The following is a 22911-nucleotide window of genomic DNA, read 5'->3' on the forward strand; positions in this document are numbered from 1 at the left end:
TTTTGAAAGAACGCTCCACCGTTCAATGATGTATAAATGGGAGGTGCCTGCCATGACCGCCGTGATCTATGCCCGCTATTCTACTGATAGTCAGCGCGAAGAATCCATTGAAGGTCAGATCCGGGAATGCACCGCCTATGCGGAAAAGAACGGCTTCACGGTGGTGAAGCATTACATTGACCGTGCCATCTCCGCCAAGACCGATAACCGCCCGCAGTTCCAACAGATGATCAAAGACAGTGAGCGTGGCATCTTTGACATCATCATTGTCTGGAAGCTCGACCGCTTTGCCCGAAACCGCTACGACAGTGCCCGGTACAAGACTCAGCTGAAGCGAAACGGCGTGAAACTGGTATCGGCAACGGAAGTCATTTCGGCTGGCCCGGAGGGCATTATTCTGGAATCAGTGCTGGAAGGCTACGCCGAATACTACTCGGCTGACCTGTCTGAAAAGGTCGTGCGCGGCATGACCGAGAACGCTCTCAAGGGCATTTATAATGGTGGCACGATTCCGTTCGGCTACATGATCGATGAGACCCGGCATTACCAGCCAGACCCGCTGCTGGCTCCGTATGTGGAGCAGACGTTCCAGAAGTATGCGGACGGTGCGACCATGACTGACCTGCGGGATTGGTTAAAGGCGCACAACATCAAAAATTCGATGGGCGGAGAGATGTCCTATAACACAATTCAGCGGATGCTGAGTAATCGCCGGTACATCGGCGAATTGCGTTTGCGGGATGTGGTACAGCCCAATGCGATCCCGGCACTGGTATCAGGTGAACTTGTCGGGGCAAGGCCCCTCCATCTTGCTACGCAAGACCGTTCTGTCGCTTAAAAGCCCCACTGGGGCTTTCATTGCTCCGCTTCGCTGCGCAAACGCGAACCTGTTCAACAAGGTGCAGGAAAAGCTGGCGAAAAAGAAAAAGGCCCCTGCCCGTCATAAGGCAGAGGAAAGTTATCTGCTCACCACCAAGCTGTACTGTGGTAAGTGCGGAGCGCTGATGTTTGGCGAAAGTGGTGTCAGTCATACCGGCAGGATGTACACTTATTACAAGTGTGCTGCCGCCAAGAAGAAAAAGACCTGCGATAAAAAGGCAGTGCGGAAACAATGGCTGGAAGATTTGGTAGTGACCGAAACCATGAAGCTGGTGGAAGATGATGCTTCCATGAATGCCATCATTGCCAAGGTCATGGAGCTGCAAAATCAGGAAAGCACTGACCTGCCTATCTACGAAAAGCAGTTGAAGGAAACGGAAACCGGCATCACCAATATGCTGAACGCTATCCAGATGGGCATTCTGACCAGCTCCACCAAGGAGCGGCTGGAAGCGCTGGAAGAACAGCGGAAGGAACTGCAAGCCCGCATTGCAGAAGAACGGCTGGCCAAGCCGAAGATGAAAGAAGAATTCGTCCGGTTCTGGCTGCTCCGTTTCCGTAAGCTGGATATGACCCAGCCGGAGCAGCGGCAGGCACTGGTAGATACCTTCATCAATGCCATCTATCTCTACGATGATAAGGTGCTTATTACCTTTAACTATAAGGAAGGTACAGAAACGGTCGCTTTCGGGGAAGCCGTGAAAGCGGAGAAAAGTTCGGATATGAGTGCGCGAGGTGCACCAAATTTTGAACGTCAAATCGAAAGATTTGACGTTCTTTCTTTATGTAGGAAAGCGGCTGCACACTTTCTGCACACCGTTTGCACATTTGCCCGAATCAGGGGCTTTTCTGCGCAAGGTTTGCACAGCCTGCTTTCCTTTGCATAAAAAGAAGAAATTTTAGGCGAACAAGGCTCTCGTCAATTCTCTGCGTTCGTCTGCGTCCATCAGCCGGATGGCTTCAAGGATCTCCTTACCGGAGATTTTTGTTGCCGCCGGCTTTTTATTTTGCTGGATCTGGGATGCTGCCGGGGTCAGGTCTTGGGAATAGAAGTTCGCTTCGATCTTCTCGGTCAGCTCCAACCGGGGCTTGTCCTGCGTGTGGGCATATCCATTTTGCGTCCTTCTATCTGCCCGGTGACTTTGTTCCGCACATTCGCATTATGAACACCGGCTATCAGACGGCCAGCCTGGGCAATCTGTTCGGCCTGCCTTATGTGGTCATGCGTAAACCGGCCCCCATTGATACGACGACGCTGAACTATAATTGGCAGATCTGGGAGACCAATGCGTTCAGCATTTATACCAAGGAAACGGACGAAGCTGACGAGCAGAGCGCACAGGAAGCCGTTGCCGCCGTGCTGCGGTATCTCAGCCGGGTCGGTTTACTGCGATACCACTGCCACAGCGGGTATCTGTCCACCGTCGTGCAGGAAAACGAGATGGCAAATGTACTCACCCCGGCGGGCGGGATCTTCCGCCGCTTCGTGGAGCCGGGACAGGAAGTGGAGTATGGTCAGAAAACGGGCGTGATCCTTGACCCGTTTACTGCAGAGGTGGAGGCAGAGATCACCTGTCCGACCAGCGGTGTTGTTTTCTTCGCTTTGAAAAAACCGCTGACAACAGAACATGAGATCGCATTTAAGGTGATCCGGCGGCTGCATGGGGGATGTTTGTAAACAAGATTTTTGTATTTCGTAGAGAGCGAGTATAAAAATCAGATACAAGACCCAACTAAGGAAGGTACAGTCCGTGATGTCGAGCTGTACAGCAATTTCAAAACCATTGCCGAAAGTATTCCCGAAACGTCGGTCTTGCTGTATAATGATTCCGGACGGCCCGGCCAGGCAGGGCTTTGTAAAAACCATGACCGAAGCCGGTCTGCTGTAAATCATACCCCACAAGGAGGTCTGTTTCATGAATCTGACGCTGCGAAAGGATGCCGATGCCATCATCGCATCCAGCCTGAACGCTGTCCTGCCGGACGAAGCTGTCCGCCGCGCATTGAAAGCCTTTGCGCCCAAGGGCGGCAGGGTGCTGCTGGTCGCAGCGGGCAAGGCCGCATGGCAGATGGCACACGCGGCGGTGGAAGCGCTGGGCCGTGTGGACGGCGGCGTGGTCGTGACCAAATACAAGCACGTCAGGGGCGAAATTCTGGGAGTAAATTGTTATGAAGCAGGCCATCCGGTGCCGGACGAGAACAGTTTTGCGGCCACCGAAAAGGCATTGGAGCTGGTGCGCGGCCTGGCGGCGGAGGATACCGTGCTGTTTCTGCTCTCCGGCGGAGGAAGTGCATTGTTTGAAAAACCGCTGCTCCCCGGCACAGAATTGCAGGACATCACCGGCCAGCTCCTTGCCAGTGGCGCTGACATCGTGGAGATGAACACCATCCGCAAACGGCTTTCGGGCGTCAAGGGCGGGCGGTTCGCGCAGGCATGCTCCCCGGCTCAGGTATTCAGCATCGTGCTGAGCGATATTCTGGGCGACCCGCTGGATATGATAGCCAGCGGCCCGGCGGTGCCGGATACCTCTACTTGCGCACAGGCGCTTACCATTGCGGAGAAGTATCACCTGAAGCTCTCGGAACAGGCAAAAGTTCTTCTGGCGCAGGAAACGCCCAAGATGCTGGACAATGTGACGACCCAGATCACTGGCAGTGTGCGGGAGCTTTGCACCGCCGCCGCTTCCGCCTGCCGGGAGCTTGGCTATGAGCCCGTCCTGCTGACCGACCAGCTCTGCTGTGAAGCCCGGGAGGCGGGCAGCTTCCTTGGCTCCATCGTCCGGACCCACGCGGGGCAGGGAAAAAAGCTGGCCTACATCGCAGGCGGCGAGACGGTCGTCCACCTGACCGGCAAAGGCCTCGGCGGACGGAGTCAGGAGCTTGCCCTTGCAGCGGCTCCGGCGCTGGCCGGGCTGGATGCAGCAGTGTTCTCGGCGGGCAGTGACGGCACCGACGGCCCCACGGATGCTGCCGGCGGCTATGTGGATGGTGACACCCTCTCCGCACTGACCGCCAAGGGCTGGAATGTGTTCGACACCCTGCAAAACAACGACGCCTACCATGCACTGAAAGCTGTGGACGGCCTTATCATGACCGGCGCTACTGGCACGAATGTCAATGATGTTGCCGTGGCGCTGGTGGGGGAGAAGTAAAAATGTGATTCCGGTATGAAAGAGGGGAGGCTCCCATGTACGTCGATTGGGAATACTACAAAATTTTCTATTATGTGGCGAAGTATCAGAACTTTACGAAAGCGGCGCGGGTGCTGGGCAACAACCAGCCCAACATCACCCACTCGATGAACCGGCTGGAAAGCCAGCTGAACTGTGTGCTCTTTACCCGCTCCAACCGGGGCGTCACCCTGACGCCGGAGGGCGAGATGCTCTACTCCCGCATCGCCTCGGCGGCGGTGCAGATACAGGACGCGGAGGAAGAGCTGAGCGCCAGCGCCACCCTCGAGCATGGCTCCATCAGCATCAGTGCGACGGAGACGGCGCTGAACATCTATCTGGCTGAGAAGCTGCGGACGTTCCACACCGAGTATCCCGGCATCCGGCTGCGCATCTCGAACCACTCTACGCCCCAGGCGGTGCAGGCTGTGAAGAACGGAGAAGTGGATTTTGCCATCATCTCCACCCCGGCGGAAGTAGAACAGGGCCTGAAGACGGTGGAACTGAGACCGTTTTATGAAGTGCTGGTGGGTGGAAAGACCTTCACTGCACTGGCCAGCCAGCGCCTGACGCTGAAAGAACTGAGCTGCTATCCGCTTATCTCTCTCAGCGATGAGAGCATGACCCGGAGCTTCTACCGGCAGTTCTTCCTCGACCACGACGCCGTGCTCCGGCCCGACACCGAGGCCGCCACCACCGACCAGATGCTCACGCTGGTGAAAAGTGAGCTGGGCCTTGCCTTCGTGCCGGAACCGATGACGAAAGAGCTTCTGGCCCGCGGCGAGCTTGTCGAGCTGCATCTGCAGGAGATCATTCCATCCCGCTCTATCTGCCTCGTCTACGACCATCACCGTCCACTGAACACGGCGGCCCGGAAGTTCCAGCAGATGTTGACAAAAGCGGAGCCGGGCCATCCGGCAGCGCCGAAGCAGGCGGAGGACGTCTCTTTCGCATCCCAATAAAATGATTTGTCGTTGTCCCATACCGGAAAGCTTCCCTTTTGATATGGGAATTTGTTGCAGCGCTTTCAGGCAGCAGTGCTATTATAAAAGAATTTGCAGGATGGGTAAGACGTATCTTGGATATGGCTGCAATATTCGTTCTGTATTGGAGAAACTGCCGCCCTTTTATTTTACAGGTCAGATGGACCCGCCGTTGGTCGCCGCAACTTCGCCATACCAGAAGGCACTGTCTTTCGGGATGCGCCGCCCGGAAGCGTAATCGACGTACACCAGACCAAAACGCTCTCTGTATCCGCTGTGCCACTCGTAGTTGTCCAGCAGGCTCCAATGGAAGTACCCTCGCACGTCGGCACCGGCCTGAATGCCCTCGGAGAGTTTTTCCAGATAGCGCGCCAGAAAATCAATTCGCTCCACGTCATGCACCTTGCCGTCCCGATAGATTTTGTCGGTGCAGGATAAGCCGTTCTCCGCGATGAACATGGGCAGTCCATACCGCTCCTGGATGTAACGGGGACCCCAGTTCAGGCTTTCCGGCTCTACCGGCCAGTTCATGGCTGTGTGAGCGTATCCCGCAGGGCGCTCCACATAACAGGGGCCATTCGTTCCCATCTGTACAGGCGCGGCATTGTAGATGTTCAGCCCGAGCATATCCGGTCTGCCCAGAGACAGGGCGTCGTTGATGTATTGCGGCACAGCACCGATGCAGGCGGAAAGCTGCGGCCCACAGAGGTCCGGTCCGGGCCAGCGGCCAAGGCACAGAGGGTCGAGCGACATCGTGTGGGTAAAGGCCCAGTCCTCGTCCGGGCAGGCAAAGGTCAGAGCCCGGGCGGCGTCCACATCTGCTTTTGCCTCAGATACGGGGTAGCAGATGCGGCCTGTGGAGACGAAGCCCACTCTGTTTTCGGCGTCCGTATGGCGGAGCTCCTGCGCGGCAAGGCAGTGCGCATAGATGATATTCTGCCAGCAGGTGAACTGCCCTTCCAGCGGGAGTTTCAGCCCCGGCGCATGCTCACCTGTCCCATAGCCCATTTTCACGATACAGGCAGGCTCATTGAAGGTGAACCACTGGTGGACCCTGCCTTTGAAATGTTCTGCCATTTTTGCCGTGTAGACTGCAAACGCCCGGGCGGTGTCCTCATTCTGCCAGCCGCCCTTTTCTTCCAGCGCCTGCGGCAAATCCCAGTGATACAGCGTAATATATGGCTCGATGCCCGCTTCCAGCAAAGTATTCACAAGACCATCGTAATAGGCAAAGCCTTTTTCGTTCCAGTCCGTGCCGCCGGTGGGGGCGATGCGCGTCCACGCCACAGAGAAGCGATAGGCTTTCAGGTGCATCGACTTCAGCAGTTCGATGTCTTCCCGCCAGCGGTGATAGCTGTCGCAGGCGGTATCACCGGTCTCGCCCCGATAGGTGCGGCCCGGTGTGTGGGAGAAAACATCCCAGATGCTCCGGCCTTTTCCATCCTCGACGGCACCGCCCTCGATTTGATAGGCTGCAGTCGCAGCGCCCCATACAAATTCTTTTGGAAATACTGCCATGTTCGTTCTCCTTTTATCTCGTCAGATACATGTGTACAGGAACTTGAGATCCTTACTGATTATAGTATACTCTTCTGTGGCTGCCGGTGCAAATAGCATTTTATTGGTGACCATTGTGGAAATACACATCAGGATACGCTATACTAAAACAGAGAACATGGAATTCATCTGGCGCAAAAAAGCCAAAGGGAAGGGAAACCATAATGATAGACAAAATGCTCGTGCGCGGGGCAAAGGTACACAACCTGAAAAACATCGACGTGGACATCCCGCTGAACAAGATCGTGGGCATTGCGGGCGTGTCGGGGTCGGGTAAATCCTCGCTGGCGCTGGGGGTGCTGTATGCCGAAGGCTCCCGCCGGTATCTGGAGGCGCTGTCCACCTACACCCGCCGCCGGATGACCCAGGCTTCGAAAGCCTCGGTGGAAGAGGTGCTGTATGTCCCGGCGGCGCTGGCGTTGCACCAGCGGCCGGGCGTACCGGGCATCCGCAGCACCTTCGGCACCGGCACGGAATTGCTGAACAGCCTGCGGCTCATGTACTCCCGCCTCGCAAGCCACCGCTGCCCGAACGGGCATTACATCCCGCCGACGCTGGCTGTTGCGGCGGGCAAGGAGCTAGTCTGCCCGGAGTGCGGTGCGCATTTCTATGCGCCGTCGGCGGAGGAGCTGGCTTTCAACTCTCAAGGGGCCTGCCAGAAGTGCAGCGGCACAGGCAGCGTCCGGACGGTGGACATGGCGTCGCTGGTGCCGGACGACTCGCTGACCATCGACGGCGGCGCAGTGGCCCCGTGGAACAGCCTGATGTGGTCGCTGATGACAGATGTCTGCCGGGAGATGGGTGTGAGGACGGATGTGCCGTTCCGCGACCTGACCGAACAGGAAAAGGACATCGTCTACCACGGTCCAGCAGAGAAAAAGCATATCTTCTACCACGCCAGGAACTCGAATCAGGCCGGCGAGCTGGACTTTACCTATTACAATGCCGTCTACACTGTAGAAAATGCTCTTGCAAAGGTCAAGGATGACAAGGGCATGAAGCGGGTGGAAAAGTTCCTGCGGGAAGATGTCTGCCCCGAGTGTCACGGCTCACGGCTCTCAGCGGCGGCGCGTGCGCCGAAGCTGCGAGGCATCTCGCTGGACGAAGCCTGCCAGATGACGCTGGAAGCCCTCGTGGAGTGGGTGAAGGGCGTGCCGGGCAGCCTGCCGGAAGAGATGCGCCCGATGGCGGAGAGCATCTGCGAGGCATTCGAAAGTACCGCCAAGCGGCTGATGGACTTAGGTCTGGGCTATCTGACGCTTGACCGCTCGGCCTCGACCCTTTCCACCGGTGAGCGCCAGCGGATGCAGCTGGCCCGGGCCGTCCGCAACCGCACCACCGGCGTGCTCTATGTGCTGGATGAGCCGTCCATCGGCCTGCATCCGTCGAACATCGTGGGCCTGACCGGCGTGATGCACGACCTCGTGGCCGACGGCAACTCGGTCATTCTGGTGGACCACGACACCCAGATCCTGAAAGAGGCCGACTGGGTGATCGAGATGGGGCCGGAAGCGGGAGCTAAGGGCGGACATGTCATTGCCGAAGGGACGATAGCTGATTTGGAGGCAAAGCCGGAGTCCCAGATCGGGCCGTTCCTCTCCGGAAAAGCTGAGACGAAATTGCGCCGGTGTGCCAGGGAAGGAGAGCTGTTCGCAGAGGGGGGGATCCATCTCTCCACCGGCAGCATCCACACGGTCAAGCCTTTGGAGCTGGACATTCCCAAGGGGCGGCTCACCGTGGTAACGGGCGTGTCCGGCTCCGGCAAAACGACGATGGTGCTGGAAAGCCTCGTGCCGGCGCTGGAAGCAAAGATAAACGGCAGCGCCCTCCCGGCACATATCCGGGAGATTTGCGCCGAGGGCATCGCGCACGTCAAGCTCATCGACGCGACGCCCATCGGCATCAATGTGCGCTCTACCGTGGCAACCTACGCGGGCGTCCACGACGAGCTGCGGAAGCTCTATGCCAGATCTCCGGACGCCAGGCAAAAGGGCTTCAAGGCCAGCGATTTTTCCTACAATACGGGCAGTCTGCGCTGCCCCGGCTGCGACGGCACCGGTGAGGTGAGCCTGGACGTGCAGTTCCTGCCGGATGTGAACATCGTTTGCCCCGACTGCCGGGGTTCCCGCTACGCGCGGGTGGCTTACGGCGTGAAGCTGATGAACAAGGCGGAGCAGGCCGTCTCCCTGCCGGAACTGATGGATATGGACGTCAACTCCGCTCTTGAGTTCTGCGGCGGGATGAAGACAGTGAGCCAGCGCCTGCAGACATTGCAGCAGCTGGGTCTGGGCTACCTGACACTGGGCGAAGAGACGCCCAGCCTCTCCGGCGGCGAGGCCCAGCGCCTCAAGCTGGCCAGCGAGATCGGCCGCACCCAGACCGACTCGGTGTTCGTTTTCGATGAGCCCAGCATCGGCCTCCACCCGCTGGACGTGCAGGTGCTGCTGCGGGTGTTCCAAGCCCTGCTGGACAACGGCGCAACGGTCGTTGTCATCGAACACGACCTTGATGTCATCCGCAACGCGGACTATGTCATCGACATGGGGCCGGGCGGCGGCGAGAGCGGCGGCCGCGTCGTGGCAACAGGCACGCCGGAGGAGATCCAGGGAAACCCGGAGAGTATTACCGGAAGATATTTATAACAAAAAGGGGGCAGGTGCTGCATGGCACCTGCCCCCTTCGTCAATATTCTTATTTGCTTTCCGGGACACCGCGCAGTTCGGCACGGAAACGCTCGGGAAGATCTTCTTCCCGGATATTTTTGACGACTCCCGGAAGCTTTGCGGTTTCACCTACGGGATAGACCATGATGCACTTCTGATGCTTTGCTGACGATCAAAACAAAAAGTTAATTCTCGGAAGAAATATCCTGACCGAAATACTTCTCGCCCAGCTCCTTGAGGGTGCCGTCAGCGCGCAGTTCGTCGATGGCACTGTTGAGGGCGTCGAGGAAGGAAGAGTCTTCGCTCTTGACAATAGGGATCGCAACGTGAGAAGCATCTTCGGTCTGGGCGACCAGCTTGAAGTCGGCGTCCGGATGGACGTTCAGGTAGTCGTAGAAGGAGACGTTGGCGTTCAGGGTGGCGTCGATGCGGCCAGCAGTCAGCAGCTGGATGGTCTCTTCCAGCGTGTCGATGCCCTGCACGGTCGCGCCGTAGCTCTCGGCCAGCTCCATGTAGGTGGAAGCGAGGCTGTTGGCCGTGGTCTTGCCGGCGAGGTCCTCGAAGCTCTTGATGTCGTCGTTGTCCTTGCGGACGGCGAGGGCGGTGTGGATGTAGCCGTAGGGAGTGGTGAAGTCGTAGGTCTTGGCGCGCTCTTCGGTGACTTCGACGCCGTTGCAGACGAGATCGTAGCGACCAGCGTCCAGACCGGCAAACAGGCTGTCCCAGTCGCTCTCGACGTACTCGGGCTCGACGCCCAGCTTCTCGGCAATGGCACGGGAGACTTCGACGTCGTAGCCCACGAGGGTGTCGCTCTCATCGTGGAAGCTCCAGGGCTGCCATGCGCCTTCCAGCGCGATGACCAGCTTGCCGTTGGACTGGATGGTCTCCAGCTTGTTGGCGGCAGCAGCGGAAGCAGAAGCAGCGATGTTGGAAGCAGTGGAGGCGGAAGTGTTGGAAGAGCAGCCAGCCAGCGAGAGAACACCGGCAGCGGCCATGACGCTCATGAGAGAAATAAAGGTTCTGCGTTTCATAGGTGATGATCCTTTCTTATTCAGTATGGGAAATTTTCTGAAGGAACTCACGGGTCCTTGCCTCTTTGGGATGGGCGAAGAACTCCTGCGAGGGGGCTTCCTCGACCACGACGCCGTTTTCCATAAAGACGGTGCGGGACGAGACGTTGCGGGCAAAGCCCATCTCATGGGTGACGACCAGCATGGTCATGCCCTCCTGTGCCAGCTGCCGCATGACGGCCAGCACCTCGCCGGTCAATTCCGGGTCGAGGGCGCTGGTGGGTTCGTCGAAATAGATGATCTCCGGGCCGGAGGCAAGAGCGCGGGCGATGGCCACGCGCTGCTGCTGACCGCCCGACAGCTGACGGGGGTAGTAGTCGGCACGGTCGGCGAGGCCGACCTTTTCCAGCATCTTCATGCCGACGGCATCAGCCTCCGCTTTGGGCATCTTCCGGGCGACGATGAGGCCCTCGGTGACGTTCTGCAGGGCCGTTTTGTTGCGGAAGAGGTTGTAGTTCTGGAAGACGAAAGCCGTCTTGCGGCGCAGCCGCGCGATGCTGGCGCGATCGGCGTGGGCGAGGTCGAAGGTCTCACCGTCGAAGGTGAGCTGGCCTGCGTCCGCCGTCTCAAGGAAGTTGAGACAACGCAGCAGGGTGGTCTTGCCTGAGCCGGAAGGGCCGAGGATGGCCACGACGTCGCCCTTTTCCACCGTCAAATCGACGCCGCGCAGTACGTCCAGACTGCTGGTCGGCTTGGGGGCGCGGCCAAAGATGCCGGGATGGACGCCGGGCTTTGCGTAAGTATGGAAGGATTTGTGGACGCCGCGTATCTCTAACATTGCCATAACAGCCACACTCCTTTCTTACTGGAAGCCGTGGGCGTTGAGCTGGCGCTCCAGCAGCCCTTGCAGCTTGGTGATGACGGTACAGAACAGCAGATACACCACGGCCACCTCACAGTAAATGGGCAGGAAGATGTAGGTGCGGGCGGCGACGCGCTGGCCGGCCATGAACAGCTCCGCTACCGTGATGTTGGAGGCCAGAGAGGTGTCCTTTATCATGCCGATGAGGGAGTTGGAGAGGGCAGGCACGGCGGTGCGCAGGGCCTGCGGCAGCACGATGCGGCGCATGATCTGCCACCAGCTCATGCCGACGCAGTAGCCGGCTTCCAGCTGGCCCTGCGGCACGCTCTCGAGTGCGCCGCGCATGGTCTCGGCACAGTATGCACCCTCGTTGAAGGCGAAGGCGATGACTGCCGCCGGGAAAGCGTCCAGCATGATGCCCACGCTGGGCAGGCCGTAAAAGATGATGAAAAGCTGCACCAGCAGCGGCGTGCCGCGGATGACCCAGATGTAGAACCGGGCCAGCTGGCTCAGCACCGGCACCCGGGCGTACTGCACCAGCGCCACAGCCACCGCCAGCACCATTGCCAAGGTGAACGAGACGAGGGTGAGGGGGATGGTCATGGTGAGGCCCGCCGAGAGGATGCGGGGAAGAGCCTCCCAGAGCACGCTGACGGTGCGGTTGGATAAGAGTGTTTCCAGCATGGATACTCCTTTTTCAAAATTTGAATAAACAGACAGGACAAGTGGGTGGACATATTATATACCTTAAAGCAGGGTCGAAGTCAAGAGGAAAAAATGAAAATCCTACAAAACCTACCAGAATACTATAACATGATTTGGAAATGAACGCAAATGGTTTCGAAAAATTGCATGGTATAGACGAAATGGATGAAAAACAGGTGCTGACTTTGTGCAGAACGGCAGAGTAGTTGACGCGGCAGAAGCTTTCGGGTACAATAGAACTGTATAGACCTGTAAAGGTACAAACAGGCCGCACGCCCCGCCAGACGGGAGCGCGGCGGATACGGAGGACAAACGTGATGAAACGTATTGGTATTCTGGGCGCTGGCACCTGGGGCATGGCCCTTGCACGGATGCTGACTGTGAGCGGGAATGATGTGCTGGTGTGGTCGGCCATCGAGAAGGAAATCGACAGCCTTTCCACCACCCGCAAGCACCCCAATCTGCCGCAGATGAAGATCCCCGACGAGCTGCGGTTCACCAAGAGCATCGAGGAAGTCTGCAAAGACAAGGACATCCTGCTGTTCGCAGTGCCGTCGGTGTTCGTCCGCTCCACGGCGGCGAAGGCCCGGCCCTATGTGGCCGACGGCCAGATCATCGTGGACGTGGCAAAGGGCATCGAGCCCGACACCCTGTACACCATGACCGAAATCCTGGCCGATGAGCTGGGCAAGGAAGGCGGCCCGAAGGGCGTGCGTCTTGTGGCCCTGTCCGGCCCCACCCACGCCGAGGAAGTGGCCATCGACCTGCCCACCACCATCGTGTCGGCCAGCAAGGATATGGAGGCCGCTGCCTATGTGCAGGAGGTCTTCACCAACAATGTCATGCGCGTCTACACCAACGAGGACATCAAGGGTGTAGAGCTGAGCGGCGCCATGAAGAACGTCATCGCGCTGGGCGTCGGCATCTCCACCGGCCTCGGCTACGGCGATAATGCCCGCGCTGCCCTCATCACCCGCGGCATCGCCGAGATCGCCCGTCTGGGCGTGGCGATGGGCTGCAATGTCCACACTTTCGCAGGTCTGGCCGGTATCGGCGACCTCATCGTGACCGCCACCAGTATGCACAGCCGCAACAACCGCGCCGGTATCCTCATCGGCAAGGGCGAGACCCCGGAAAATGCCGTCAAGGAAGTCGGCATGGTGGTCGAGGGCATGAACGCCCTGCCCGCTGCGCTGGAACTGGCCGAGCGGTATCAGGTGGAAATGCCCATCGTCCAGACCGTCAACGCCATCGTCAACAAGGGCATGAGTGCGGCAGAGGCTGTCAAGTCCCTGATGGAGCGCGGCCTGAAGAACGAGCTGCCGCAGGGCTACGAAAAATAAACGAAAAGGGGCGGTATCATGCCTTCTACCTACGCACACCGCCGCTTTGGTGCGGATGTTCTGGCCCTGCTGCCGGACGGTCTGCGCGCGACGCTGGAACAGCACCGGGAGCTTTACGACATAGGTCTCCACGGGCCGGACCTGATGTTTTATTACAAGGCCTTGCAGTCGAACCCGGTGAACCGTCTGGGTAATACCATGCACGAGCAGAAGGGCGAGGTGTTTTTCACCCGTGCCCGCACCGTGGTGGAAAATGCGCCGGACAAAGATGCTGCTCTGGCCTATGCGCTGGGCTTTGTCTGTCACTTCGCGCTGGACAGCACCTGTCACCCTTATGTGGAGGCCTATGTCCGGGAGAGCGGTGTGGGACACTGCGAGATCGAGACGGAGTTTGACAACGCCCTGATGCGGGAAGACGGCCTCGACCCCATAAAGTTCTTCACGGCCAGCCACATCAAACCCAGCCGGGAGCGGGCCGAGGTCATCGCGCCCTTCTACGAAGGCGTCACGGTGGACGAGACGCTGGCGGCGATGAAGGGGATGATAACGGTGCATCATTTTTTGCAGGCGGCGAACCCCGTCAAGCGCTGGGTGGTGCTGACCGGGATGCGCGTCGCGGGCAAGTATGAGTTCATGCACGGCCTTGTGGCGAATCCGCAGCTGAACCCCAAATGCGTCCAGAGCAGCCAGAAGCTCGAAGAGCTGTATAAAACGGCTGTGCCGCTGGCGGTAAGGCTCATCGAAGAGTATGCAGAGAACAAGCCGCTTGGGGCGGAGTATCAGCATACGTTTGGGGAGAACTGAGAGGAGCACCGGATGGAAAAGAGCGGTAAATTCCGCCTGACGAGCTTGGAGCGGAACTGGATCCTGTACGACGTGGGCAACTCGGCCTTTGTGCTGATGGTGGCCACCCTTATCCCCATTTTCTTCAATGCGCTGGCGGAGGCCGGGGGCCTGAGCTCGGTGGAGTATCTGGCTTACTGGGGCTATGCCAGCTCGGCTGTGACCGTCATCACGGCTGTTTTGAGCCCCATTTTGGGGACAGTGGCTGATACGAAGGGCTTCAAGAAGCCTATCTTCATACTCTGCGTTTTCGTGGGCATCGTGGGCTGCTGCGCCATGGGCGCGGCGTCGGCGTGGCTGCCGTTTCTGGTCATCTTCGTCATCGCGAAGGTGGGCTTTTCGGGCAGCCTGGTGTTCTACGACTCCATGCTCGGGGATGTGACCACTCCCGAGCGGATGGACGAAGTGTCCAGCCGGGGCTATGCGTGGGGATACATCGGCAGCTGTGTACCCTTCGTGGTCTGCCTCGGTCTTGTGCTGGGGGCGGGGAGCATCGGCATCAGCCAGATGACGGCGCTGAACCTGGCACTCCTGCTGACGGCGGCGTGGTGGCTGCTCACGACCCTGCCGCTGCTGAAAAGTTATAAACAGCTCCACTATGTGGAGGTGGAAAAGCACGCTGTCCGGCAGAGTTTTGCCCGCATCGGCCATACCCTGCGGCATCTGCCGGAGGATAAACAGGTGTTCTGGTTTTTGCTGGCGTTCTTCTGCTACATCGACGGCGTGTACACCATTATCGACATGGCGACGGCCTACGGCACGGCGCTGGGTTTGGACACCACCGGCCTTTTGCTGGCACTTCTTGTGACCCAGATCGTGGCGTTCCCGTCGGCCCTCATCTTTGGGCGGTTGTCGAACAAGTACCCCTCGGCAAAACTCATCCCGGTGTGCATCGCGGCCTACGCGGGCATCGCAGTGTTTGCGTTTTTCCTGACCCAGCAGTGGCAGTTCTGGGTGCTGGCCGTCATCGTGGGCATGTTCCAGGGCGGCGTGCAGGCGCTCAGCCGCTCCCACTTTGCAAAGATCACCCCGCCGGAAAAGTCGGGCGAATACTTTGGCCTCTTCGACATCTGCGGCAAGGGCGCGTCCTTCCTTGGCACCATGATCGTCAGTGTGGGAAGCCAGCTCACCGGCAGCGCCAATGTGGGTGTCGGCTCCCTCATCGTGCTGTTCATCGTGGGATTCGTGCTGTTCAGAGTGTCGTTCCGTCAGGGTGAGACAGTGTAAATCGTTTTGACCTCTGCTTTGTCTTCGGACAGGGCAGAGTTTTTTGTTTACCAGCGAGTTATGATTCACAAACCATTCATTGTGTTTTGGCGGGTAGGATGATACAATAGAATCAAAATCCAGAAAATACAAAGGAGCAAGACCATGAAACAATATCCCGGCTACACCCTCGTCAAGCGCGAGGACTGCCCCGAACAGCACGGAACGCTGACCGTGCTGACCCATGACGTCAGCGGGGCGGCTGTCCTGCTGGTGGAAAACGACGACGACAACAAGGCCTTCGGCATCGGCTTCGGCACCTTCCCTTCCGACGACACCGGCGTGTTCCACATCCTCGAGCACTCGGTGCTGGCAGGCAGCGAGAAGTACCCGGTGAAGTCGCCGTTTTTGCAGCTGCTCAAGAGCAGCATGGCGTCCTTCCTGAACGCCATGACCTTCCCGGACAAGACGGTGTATCCCTTCGCTACCCCCAACGAGACGGACTTCAAGAACCTGATGGACGTCTATCTCAACGCGGTGTTCTGCCCGCTGGCCATGGTGGACAAGGGCGTGTTCGAGCAGGAGGGCTGGCACCGGGACGAAGACGGCACGGTGAGCGGCGTCGTCTACAACGAGATGCAGGGGGCGCTGGCGACGCCGGACGCACAGCTGCAGAACGCTCTGAGCCGGGCAATGTTCCCGGATACGGCTTACGGCTTCGTCTCCGGCGGCGACCCGGCGTCCATTCCGGCGCTGACCTATGAGAAGTATGTGCGGGTCTACCGCCGCCACTACAGCGCCGATAACTGCTGCATCACCCTCTACGGCAAGATGGACATGGCCGAGAAGCTGGCCTTCCTCGACGAGCAGTATCTGAGCCGTATGCCCAAGAGCGCCAGCCGCCCCCGCCTGACGGTGCAGGACGAGCAGGCCGGTGCGAAGCGGAATATCCCGTACTATACCGAGAAGCCGGAGCCGGACGAGGCTCAGTGTGCGCTGGCGTGGTACACCGGTGCGTTCAGCGACCGGGAGCGCCAGCTGGGCGTGGAGATCCTGCTGGACGCCCTGCTGGGAACGAACCAGGCGCCTCTGAAAGCCGCTCTGCTGGAAGAAAAACTGGGCGCGGACATCGACGTGGGCTTCGATGACAGCACGCTGCAGCCGACCTTGGAGCTTGTGCTGCGGGGCGCGACGGAAGAGTCGGCGGGCAAGTTTGCCGCTGCAGTGCGCAAAGCCGTGGACGGCATCCTCGAGAAGGGCATCCCCGAGGAGCTGCTGATGGCAAGCCTCAACTCCACCGAGTTCGCTTCCCTTGAGCGGCCGGGCAGCATCCCGGACGGCGTGCTGGACGCCATTAATGCATCTACCGGATGGCTCCACACCGGCGACCCGGCCCTGCTGCTCCACACGAACGCTCTGTTCGCTTCCCTGCGGGAGAAGCTGGAACAGGGCTGGTTCAATGAGCTGCTGCGGGAGCTGTTCGCGCCTGCGCCGGTGGAGATCATCCAGGTGCCGACCCTGCCCAAGAAAGAGGAAGAGGGGCGCGCCGCCCGCACCGACGGCAAGCTGGTGCTGGACCATCCGCTGACAGCCGCCGACCTCGGCGAGGGCAAAAAGCAGACACCGGGCAGCAAGGAGCTGCTGGCGGGTGCAGAACTGCTGCACCACCCCTCGGCGGGCAATACCTACCTGTACCTTTACTATGATCTGGGCGGCATGGCACCGGAAGATATGTCCTGCCTGCATCTGCTCACGGATGTCATGGATGAGCTGGACACCGAAAAGCACACGGCCCAGGAACTGAACACTCTGCGGAACACCTGGCTGGGAAGCAGTGGTGCGTGGATGGACTGCTGGACGGGACGGCAGGAAGGCAGGCCCTGCCACGCAAAGCTCATCGTGGGGATGAGTATGCTGGAACGCAGCCTCGAAAAGGCTGTGGAGCTGGGCAGTGAGTGGCTGTATGAGACAAAGTTCAGCGGCCCGCAGGCCGAAGCTGCTATGGAGCGGGTGGCAAGCCAGCAGAAGCTGCTCATGGAGCAGAAGTTCCTGCGGGAGGGCCACGCCTTCGCCGCCATGCGGGCGGCGGCACATTTCTCGGTGGAATCCGCACTGAGTGAGCGCTGCAACGGCGTGAGCTACTACCACTATCTCTGTGAGCTGCTGGAAAAGGCCGACTGGACCGCTCTGGGCAAAAAGATGGAAGAGGTGTGGAAGAGCGTGCTGAAAAAGAACGCCCTGACCGTCAGCCTCCACGGCAGCGACGCGGCGCTGGATACCCTGAAAAAGCTTTTGCCGGGCAGTGCCTTCGCGGCAGAAAAGCGCGGCGAGGCAAAGCCCTACACTGAGGAGCTGACAGCTCCGGTGAACGAGGCCTTCATCATCGACGGCGGCGTGAACTACGATGTGCTGGTCTGGCCCATGGAGCGGCGGTTGGAGCGGAAGGTGCTGGCCCGGGTGATGAGCTACGAGTATCTGTGGCACAATATCCGCGAGGTGGGCGGCGCGTACGGCACCGGCATGGTGACCCAGAACGACGACACCGAATATCTCTACACCTACCGCGACCCGCACCTGAAAGAAAGCTATGAGACTTTCGCAAAGGGGCCGGCAGAACTGGCAGGCCGCGACTACACCGAGAAGGACATGAACGAGTTCATCGTGGGCGCGGCAGCAAAGCTGGACACCCCGCGCAAGCCCCGGGAAGAGGCTGCGTCTACCGACTGCAAATATTTTTGCGGCATCACCGACGAGATGACTGCCGCCGAGCGCAAGAGCCTGTGCAGTGTGGATGCTGCCGCCCTCAAGGCCGAGGCGGCGGACCTGTCGGCCCGGATGGAGAAGGGCGTGAGGGTGGTCTTCGGCAGCAAGGAGGCTGTGGAGGCCGCAAAGGAGCTGTTTGACCGGGTGGAAACCCTGTAAAAATACGCAGAGAGTCTCCCGGAGACTTTGCGCAGAAAATTGAGTGAAAGATCCCCTGTCTGTGGAAAAGAACACAGGCAGGGGATTTTTGTCACTTTGAAATATTACTTACAGGATAAAATATACAGTAAAATACAAATCTGAGGGCAAAAAGTATGTACTCCTGCGGCGGAGAAAAGCGTGGTATCCTTTTGCCAGCGACAGAACGAAAGGAAGTGAGAACACAGGATGGGGCAGGAAAAGCAGACTGCGGCCAAGGGACAGGAAAGTCTCCGGAAAGCCACCGACACCCTGAGCACCATGCTGGCGCAGGAGGTGAAAGATTTGAATGCCCGCCAGCGCACGGCCCGCCGAGAGAACAGCACCGACCCCGGAATCATGAAGGGACTGAAAGAAGCGACTGCTGTGCTGAAAGACCTGGCGGGCGTGTCGAAGACCCTGAACGACCAGGGCGTGGACGCAGAAGGGCGGGAGTGCGGCGTGGTGCTGCTGCCGCCGGTGGAGGATGTATGATGGCAGAAAACAAGAATGCGGGCGTCGTGTGGAGGCCTCAGCCGAGGCAGATGGAATTTATGCGGAGGCCGGAGCCGGAAGCACTTTACGGCGGCGCGGCCGGCGGCGGTAAGAGCGACGCCCTCGTCATCGAGGCGCTGCGGCAGGTACACATTCCGCACTACCGGGCGCTCATCCTCCGCAAGACCTATCCGCAGCTTTCCGACCTCGTGGACAAGAGTCAAAGCTATTACCGCCGGGCCTTTCCGGAGGCGCAGTACAACGCCACGAGCCATGTGTGGGTCTTCCCCAGCGGGGCGAAAATTTACTTCGGCTCGATGCAGTACACCAAGGACCGGACGAACTATCAGGGCAAAGCTTTCGATTTCATCGGGTTCGACGAGCTGACCCACTTCGAGTGGGAGGAGTACAGCTACATGATGAGCCGCAACCGCCCCACCGGCCCCGGCACCCGGGTGTATCTGCGGGCCACCACCAACCCCGGCGGGGTGGGCCACGGCTGGGTGAAGGCGCGGTTCATCACGCCCGCTCCGCCCGGCACCCCCATCGTGGAGGAATACCCGGTGCGGATGCCGGACGGCACCGAAAAGGTGCTGCGGCGGGCGCGGGTGTTCATCCCGTCCAGCATCTTCGATAACCCAGCCCTTCTGGAAAATGACCCGGACTATCTGGCCAGCCTCGCGGCCATGCCGGAGGCCGAAAAGCAGGCGCTGCTCTACGGCAGCTGGGACAGCTTTTCGGGGCAGGTGTTCACCGAGTGGCGGAATGACCCGAACCACTACGAAGACCAGCGCTGGACCCACGTCATCGCGCCGTTCACCATCCCGAAGCACTGGAAAATCTACCGGGGCTACGATTTCGGCTTTTCGAAGCCGTTCTCGGTGGGGTGGTACGCGGCGGACGAGGAAGGGCGGCTCTACCGCATCAAGGAGCTGTACGGCTGCACCGGACGCCCCAACGAGGGTCTGCGCATCGACCCGGTGGAGCAGGCACGGCGCATCCGGGAGGCCGAGCAGAACGACCCGGTGCTCCGGGGCAGAGTCATTCAGGGCATCGCCGACCCGGCCATCTTCGACGAGAGCCGGGGCGAGAGCATCGCCGCCATGATGGAGCGGGGGCCGAACTTTCTGCACTGGATGCCCGGCGACCACACCCGTCTGGCGGGCAAGATGCAGATGCACTACCGGCTGAATTTTGACGGCGAGGGCAGGCCGATGCTGCAGGTGTTCAATACCTGCAAGCACTTCATCCGCACCATCCCGAACCTCGTGTACGACGAGAGCAATGTGGAGGACATCGACACCCGGCAGGAAGACCACATCTACGATGAGTGCCGCTATGTGCTGATGGAAAATCCCATCTCGCCGCCCCGGCATACATCGGCCCCGCCGGTGCTGGATGACCCGCTGGAGCTGCATCGGAAGGCGAAATTTCTGAGGGTGTAAAGGCTCTCCCTTTGGGAGAGGCTGGGGGCGGAGAAAAACGATAGCGCCCTGCAACAGAGGGCAGGAAGGAGAAAAACAAATACTATGGATGAAGCAACAAAACTGCCCATCGGGCCGGAAGAGGTGGCTGAGGCTGCGCAGATCTTGCAGCGGTACAAGGCGGGCAAGGCCGCGCTGGACAAGCGCCTGGTGGACAACGAACTGTGGTTCCGGATGGGACACTGGAAGAACTACCAGAACCCCATGATGGAGGGCAAACCCCAGCCGTCCAGCGGCTGGTTGTTCAACTCCATCGCCAACAAGCATGCCGACGCGATGGACAACTACCCCAGTCCCAACGTCCTGCCCCGTGCCGAGGACGACGAGGCAGCGGCACAGGCGCTTTCCAGCGTGCTGCCCGTGGTGCTGGAACAGGCTGACTATGAGCGGGTGTACAGCGACACCTGGTGGCGCAAGCTCAAGCAGGGAACCGGAGTCAAAGGCGTGTTCTGGGATTCGGAGCAGCGGGGCGGTGTGGGCGAGATCGCCATCCGGCCCATGAACCTGCTGATGCTCTACTGGGAGCCGGGCGTGGACAATATTCAGGCGTCGCCCCACTTTTTCTCGCTGAGTCTGGCCGACACGGCTCAGCTGGAAAGCCGCTGGCCCCAGCTGGCCGGACATACTGCCAGCGTGCTGGACGTGCCGCATTACATCCACGACGGCGGCCTTGATACCAGCGACAAGAGCGTCGTGGTGGACTGGTACTACAAAAAGCTTTCCCCCGAGGGCAGGAGCGTCCTGCACTACTGCAAGTTCTGCAATGGCGTGGTGCTCTACGCCAGCGAGAACGACCCGGCGCTGGCCGAAAGAGGCTTCTACGACCACGGCAAGTATCCCTTTGTGTTCGACGCGCTGTTCATGGAAGAGGACAGCCCGGCGGGCTTCGGGTACATCGATGTGATGAAGGAGTGCCAGACCGCCATCGACAAGATGAACCACGCCATGGACGAGAACGTCCTGCTCTCGTCCCGCCAGCGGTATGTGCTGAGCGACACGGCGGGCGTCAATGAGGAAGAGCTGACTGACCTGTCGCGGGACATCATCCATGTGGTGGGGCGCCTGAACGACGACAGTTTCCGGCCGTTGCAGACGGCGGGTCTGCAGGGCAACAGCCTGAGCTACCGCAACAGCCGCATCGAGGAGCTGAAGGAGATCAGCGGAAACCGTGACATGACCCAGGGCGGCACCGCAGGCGGCGTGACGGCAGCTTCGGCCATCGCGGCCTTGCAGGAGGCGGGTTCGAAGCTCAGCCGGGATATGCTCAAGAGCGCTTACAGGGCATTTGCCAAAGAGTGCTACCTTATCATCGAGCTGATGAGGCAGTTCTACGACGAGGAGCGCATCTTCCGCATCACCGGCAAGAGCGGCGAGAGCGAGTTCGTCCGCTTTTCGGGCCAGGTGCTCCGCGCCCAGCCTGCAAGAGTCGTGGGCGGCGTGGAGCTGGGCAGTCATGAGCCGGTGTTCGACATCGTGGTGAGTGCGGAGAAAAAGTCCACCTTCTCCCGCCTGTCGCAGAACGAGACGGCCAAGGAGTGCTATCAGCTGGGCTTTTTCGCCCCGGCCAACGCCGACGCCGCGCTGGCGGCGCTGGAAATGATGGACTTTGAGGGCATCGAAAAGGTGCGCCAGAGGGTGCGTCAGAACGGCACCCTTGCCCAGCAGCTGGCGCAGATGCAGGCCCAGATGGCCCAGCTGACGGGTCTGCTGGAAGTGCAGAAAAAGTCCAAAGCCCCCAAGCTCAGCGGCCCGGCACAGGAGCTGAGCACGGCTGCAATGGCGAGGGCGATGAAGACGCAGAAAGGAGAAATGAGATGATAAAAGTAAACTACACCGAGCTGGATGGCCCGGCAGGCCCCACCTGTCGGCTGGAAGCTTCGGGCCATGCGGGCTATGCCCCCGCCGGGCAGGACATCGTGTGTGCGGGGGCCAGCACCCTGATGCAGACCCTCTGCGCCCTGCTGGCGGGCGAGGAAGGCACCAGGAGCGGCGTGTGGGATGAGCCGGACGGCCCGCGTCTGGCCGTGACGGCGGCAGCACCCCAGAAGCCGTGGGTGGAGGGGGCGTTCGAATTTGCAAAGGCGGGCTTTGCTCTGCTGGCAGAACGCTACCCGGACAATGTCCGCTTCGCCGATTTGAGCGGACGGGGAGAACAGTCGATGGTGGATCTGCAGCTCTTTGCCTCGGAGGGCGGCGATGCCGCCGCCCCCTCCGCTCCTGCCCTCAGCCATGCACAGGCTCAGCAGGCCATCGCCTCCGGGACTATGAAGGCGGATGAGGGCCGGGAAGCTTCGGATGTGCCGACACCGGCGGCAGTGCAGGAGCCGGAAGAGCGTCCTGCACCGCCCGAACGCCCTGCGCCGCTGCCGCTCCCGCCCATCCCGGGCCTGAGAGAGGGCGCGAACACCGTCCGCGCCCTCCACGCCCGCTGGGCGGCGGAAGAGGCGATGCTTCGCCGGGATATGCCGGATTTTTCGCTCAAGCAGGAGCTGGCGAACCCCGAGATGCGCCGCCTGATGGAGCTGCCCGGGATGCGGATGGGTGACGCCTACCGTCTGGCCCACTACAACGACGCTCTGCGTCAGACCGCCCAGACCGTGGAGCAGGGCGTTGTGGAGCGCATCCGCCAGCGTTCGGCCCGCCCGGCGGAAAACGGTACCAGCCCCGGTGGTGCGGCCATCACCCGGGCCGATGTGGCCAGCATGACCCGCGCCCAGCGTGAGGCACTGGAACGCCGTGCGATGCACGGGGTGAAGATCAGTTTTTGAAAA

The 22911-nt window shown here is 60.0% G+C and carries 17 protein-coding genes and 1 pseudogene; 13 read left to right on the forward strand and 5 right to left on the reverse strand.

The genetic code is table 11. The features are described from left to right. Positions 1–52: 52 nt before the first annotated feature. Positions 53–1766: pseudogene (locus AAAU26_RS14540) on the forward strand (recombinase family protein). A gap of 12 nt (positions 1767–1778) precedes the next feature. On the opposite strand, the gene AAAU26_RS06935 reads toward AAAU26_RS14540, so the two are convergent. After that, on the reverse strand, positions 1779–1961 hold the full coding sequence (locus tag AAAU26_RS06935) for a hypothetical protein (protein ID WP_227619265.1): 183 nt from the start codon (positions 1959–1961) through the stop codon (positions 1779–1781). Positions 1962–2041: 80 nt separating this feature from the next. Here AAAU26_RS06935 and AAAU26_RS06940 point away from each other — a divergent pair, with 80 nt between their 5' ends. The 3 genes from AAAU26_RS06940 (at position 2042) to AAAU26_RS06950 (ending at position 5011) form a co-directional block, all read left to right on the forward strand. Then, positions 2042–2557, forward strand: a complete 516-nt coding sequence (locus AAAU26_RS06940) for a succinylglutamate desuccinylase/aspartoacylase family protein (protein ID WP_227619266.1) — start codon at positions 2042–2044, stop codon at positions 2555–2557. A gap of 238 nt (positions 2558–2795) precedes the next feature. Beyond that, a complete protein-coding gene (locus AAAU26_RS06945; RefSeq protein WP_227619267.1) occupies positions 2796–4031 on the forward strand; it encodes a glycerate kinase type-2 family protein in 1236 nt (411 codons plus the stop codon). Between the two features lie 35 nt (positions 4032–4066). Then, the gene (locus AAAU26_RS06950; RefSeq protein WP_227619268.1) at positions 4067–5011 is read left to right on the forward strand and encodes a LysR family transcriptional regulator; all 945 of its coding nucleotides are present in this window, start codon (positions 4067–4069) and stop codon (positions 5009–5011) included. A gap of 177 nt (positions 5012–5188) precedes the next feature. On the opposite strand, the gene AAAU26_RS06955 is transcribed toward AAAU26_RS06950, so the two are convergent. Next, positions 5189–6550, reverse strand: a complete 1362-nt coding sequence (locus tag AAAU26_RS06955) for a GH1 family beta-glucosidase (protein WP_207677501.1) — start codon at positions 6548–6550, stop codon at positions 5189–5191. Between the two features lie 203 nt (positions 6551–6753). On the opposite strand from AAAU26_RS06955, the gene AAAU26_RS06960 reads away from it, so the two are divergent. After that, positions 6754–9231, forward strand: a complete 2478-nt coding sequence (locus tag AAAU26_RS06960; protein ID WP_227619269.1) for an excinuclease ABC subunit UvrA — start codon at positions 6754–6756, stop codon at positions 9229–9231. 206 nt (positions 9232–9437) lie between these two features. Here the strand turns inward: AAAU26_RS06960 and AAAU26_RS06965 are convergent, their stop codons facing one another. From AAAU26_RS06965 to AAAU26_RS06975, 3 genes are read right to left on the reverse strand one after another with little or no spacing between them, the layout of a single operon-like run. Continuing rightward, a complete protein-coding gene (locus tag AAAU26_RS06965; protein ID WP_227619270.1) occupies positions 9438–10283 on the reverse strand; it encodes a transporter substrate-binding domain-containing protein in 846 nt (281 codons plus the stop codon). 16 nt (positions 10284–10299) lie between these two features. Then, positions 10300–11106, reverse strand: a complete 807-nt coding sequence (locus tag AAAU26_RS06970; protein WP_227619271.1) for an amino acid ABC transporter ATP-binding protein — start codon at positions 11104–11106, stop codon at positions 10300–10302. A gap of 18 nt (positions 11107–11124) precedes the next feature. Continuing rightward, positions 11125–11808, reverse strand: a complete 684-nt coding sequence (locus tag AAAU26_RS06975) for an amino acid ABC transporter permease (RefSeq protein ID WP_217212142.1) — start codon at positions 11806–11808, stop codon at positions 11125–11127. Positions 11809–12146: 338 nt separating this feature from the next. On the opposite strand from AAAU26_RS06975, the gene AAAU26_RS06980 reads away from it, so the two are divergent. The 8 genes from AAAU26_RS06980 (at position 12147) to AAAU26_RS07015 (ending at position 22908) form a co-directional block, all read left to right on the forward strand. Then, positions 12147–13172: an NAD(P)H-dependent glycerol-3-phosphate dehydrogenase gene (locus AAAU26_RS06980; protein ID WP_158394974.1), complete on the forward strand. Its 1026-nt coding sequence runs from the start codon at positions 12147–12149 to the stop codon at positions 13170–13172. An 18-nt stretch (positions 13173–13190) separates the two neighbouring features. Further along, positions 13191–13976 carry a zinc dependent phospholipase C family protein gene (locus AAAU26_RS06985; RefSeq protein WP_227619272.1) on the forward strand — a complete coding sequence of 262 codons (786 nt, stop codon included), beginning with the start codon at positions 13191–13193 and terminating at the stop codon, positions 13974–13976. A 12-nt stretch (positions 13977–13988) separates the two neighbouring features. Beyond that, positions 13989–15242 (forward strand): MFS transporter, encoded by a 1254-nt coding sequence (locus AAAU26_RS06990; protein ID WP_227619273.1) that lies wholly within the window; start codon positions 13989–13991, stop codon positions 15240–15242. Between the two features lie 144 nt (positions 15243–15386). Continuing rightward, a complete protein-coding gene (locus AAAU26_RS06995) occupies positions 15387–18143 on the forward strand; it encodes an insulinase family protein (RefSeq protein WP_227619274.1) in 2757 nt (918 codons plus the stop codon). A 228-nt stretch (positions 18144–18371) separates the two neighbouring features. Beyond that, positions 18372–18656, forward strand: a complete 285-nt coding sequence (locus tag AAAU26_RS07000) for a chemotaxis protein (RefSeq protein ID WP_227619275.1) — start codon at positions 18372–18374, stop codon at positions 18654–18656. Continuing rightward, complete coding sequence (locus tag AAAU26_RS07005; protein ID WP_227619276.1) at positions 18653–20101, forward strand: phage terminase large subunit; 1449 nt, start codon at positions 18653–18655, stop codon at positions 20099–20101. The genes AAAU26_RS07000 and AAAU26_RS07005 overlap by 4 nt, the downstream gene beginning before the upstream one ends. Positions 20102–20185: 84 nt before the next feature. Then, complete coding sequence (locus AAAU26_RS07010; RefSeq protein WP_227619277.1) at positions 20186–21958, forward strand: portal protein; 1773 nt, start codon at positions 20186–20188, stop codon at positions 21956–21958. Then, positions 21955–22908 (forward strand): ribosomal-processing cysteine protease Prp, encoded by a 954-nt coding sequence (locus AAAU26_RS07015; RefSeq protein WP_227619278.1) that lies wholly within the window; start codon positions 21955–21957, stop codon positions 22906–22908. Before AAAU26_RS07010 ends, AAAU26_RS07015 begins: the two co-directional genes overlap by 4 nt. Positions 22909–22911: the final 3 nt, after the last annotated feature.

Source organism: Faecalibacterium longum, assembly GCF_040094125.1.
Classification (GTDB): domain Bacteria; phylum Bacillota; class Clostridia; order Oscillospirales; family Ruminococcaceae; genus Faecalibacterium; species Faecalibacterium longum.

What these genes read in the sequence shown, in the direction of transcription:
- AAAU26_RS06990 (WP_227619273.1), top strand. Translation starts at nt 13,989, where the DNA reads ATGGAAAAGAGCGGTAAATTCCGCCTGACGAGCTTGGAGCGGAACTGG.
- AAAU26_RS06980 (WP_158394974.1), top strand. Translation starts at nt 12,147, where the DNA reads ATGAAACGTATTGGTATTCTGGGCGCTGGCACCTGGGGCATGGCCCTT.
- AAAU26_RS07005 (WP_227619276.1), top strand. Translation starts at nt 18,653, where the DNA reads ATGATGGCAGAAAACAAGAATGCGGGCGTCGTGTGGAGGCCTCAGCCG.
- AAAU26_RS06940 (WP_227619266.1), top strand. Translation starts at nt 2,042, where the DNA reads ATGAACACCGGCTATCAGACGGCCAGCCTGGGCAATCTGTTCGGCCTG.
- AAAU26_RS06975 (WP_217212142.1), bottom strand. Translation starts at nt 11,808, where the DNA reads ATGCTGGAAACACTCTTATCCAACCGCACCGTCAGCGTGCTCTGGGAG.
- AAAU26_RS06955 (WP_207677501.1), bottom strand. Translation starts at nt 6,550, where the DNA reads ATGGCAGTATTTCCAAAAGAATTTGTATGGGGCGCTGCGACTGCAGCC.
- AAAU26_RS07010 (WP_227619277.1), top strand. Translation starts at nt 20,186, where the DNA reads ATGGATGAAGCAACAAAACTGCCCATCGGGCCGGAAGAGGTGGCTGAG.
- AAAU26_RS06960 (WP_227619269.1), top strand. Translation starts at nt 6,754, where the DNA reads ATGATAGACAAAATGCTCGTGCGCGGGGCAAAGGTACACAACCTGAAA.
- AAAU26_RS06985 (WP_227619272.1), top strand. Translation starts at nt 13,191, where the DNA reads ATGCCTTCTACCTACGCACACCGCCGCTTTGGTGCGGATGTTCTGGCC.
- AAAU26_RS06945 (WP_227619267.1), top strand. Translation starts at nt 2,796, where the DNA reads ATGAATCTGACGCTGCGAAAGGATGCCGATGCCATCATCGCATCCAGC.
- AAAU26_RS07000 (WP_227619275.1), top strand. Translation starts at nt 18,372, where the DNA reads ATGGGGCAGGAAAAGCAGACTGCGGCCAAGGGACAGGAAAGTCTCCGG.
- AAAU26_RS06995 (WP_227619274.1), top strand. Translation starts at nt 15,387, where the DNA reads ATGAAACAATATCCCGGCTACACCCTCGTCAAGCGCGAGGACTGCCCC.
- AAAU26_RS06950 (WP_227619268.1), top strand. Translation starts at nt 4,067, where the DNA reads ATGTACGTCGATTGGGAATACTACAAAATTTTCTATTATGTGGCGAAG.
- AAAU26_RS06965 (WP_227619270.1), bottom strand. Translation starts at nt 10,283, where the DNA reads ATGAAACGCAGAACCTTTATTTCTCTCATGAGCGTCATGGCCGCTGCC.
- AAAU26_RS07015 (WP_227619278.1), top strand. Translation starts at nt 21,955, where the DNA reads ATGATAAAAGTAAACTACACCGAGCTGGATGGCCCGGCAGGCCCCACC.
- AAAU26_RS06970 (WP_227619271.1), bottom strand. Translation starts at nt 11,106, where the DNA reads ATGGCAATGTTAGAGATACGCGGCGTCCACAAATCCTTCCATACTTAC.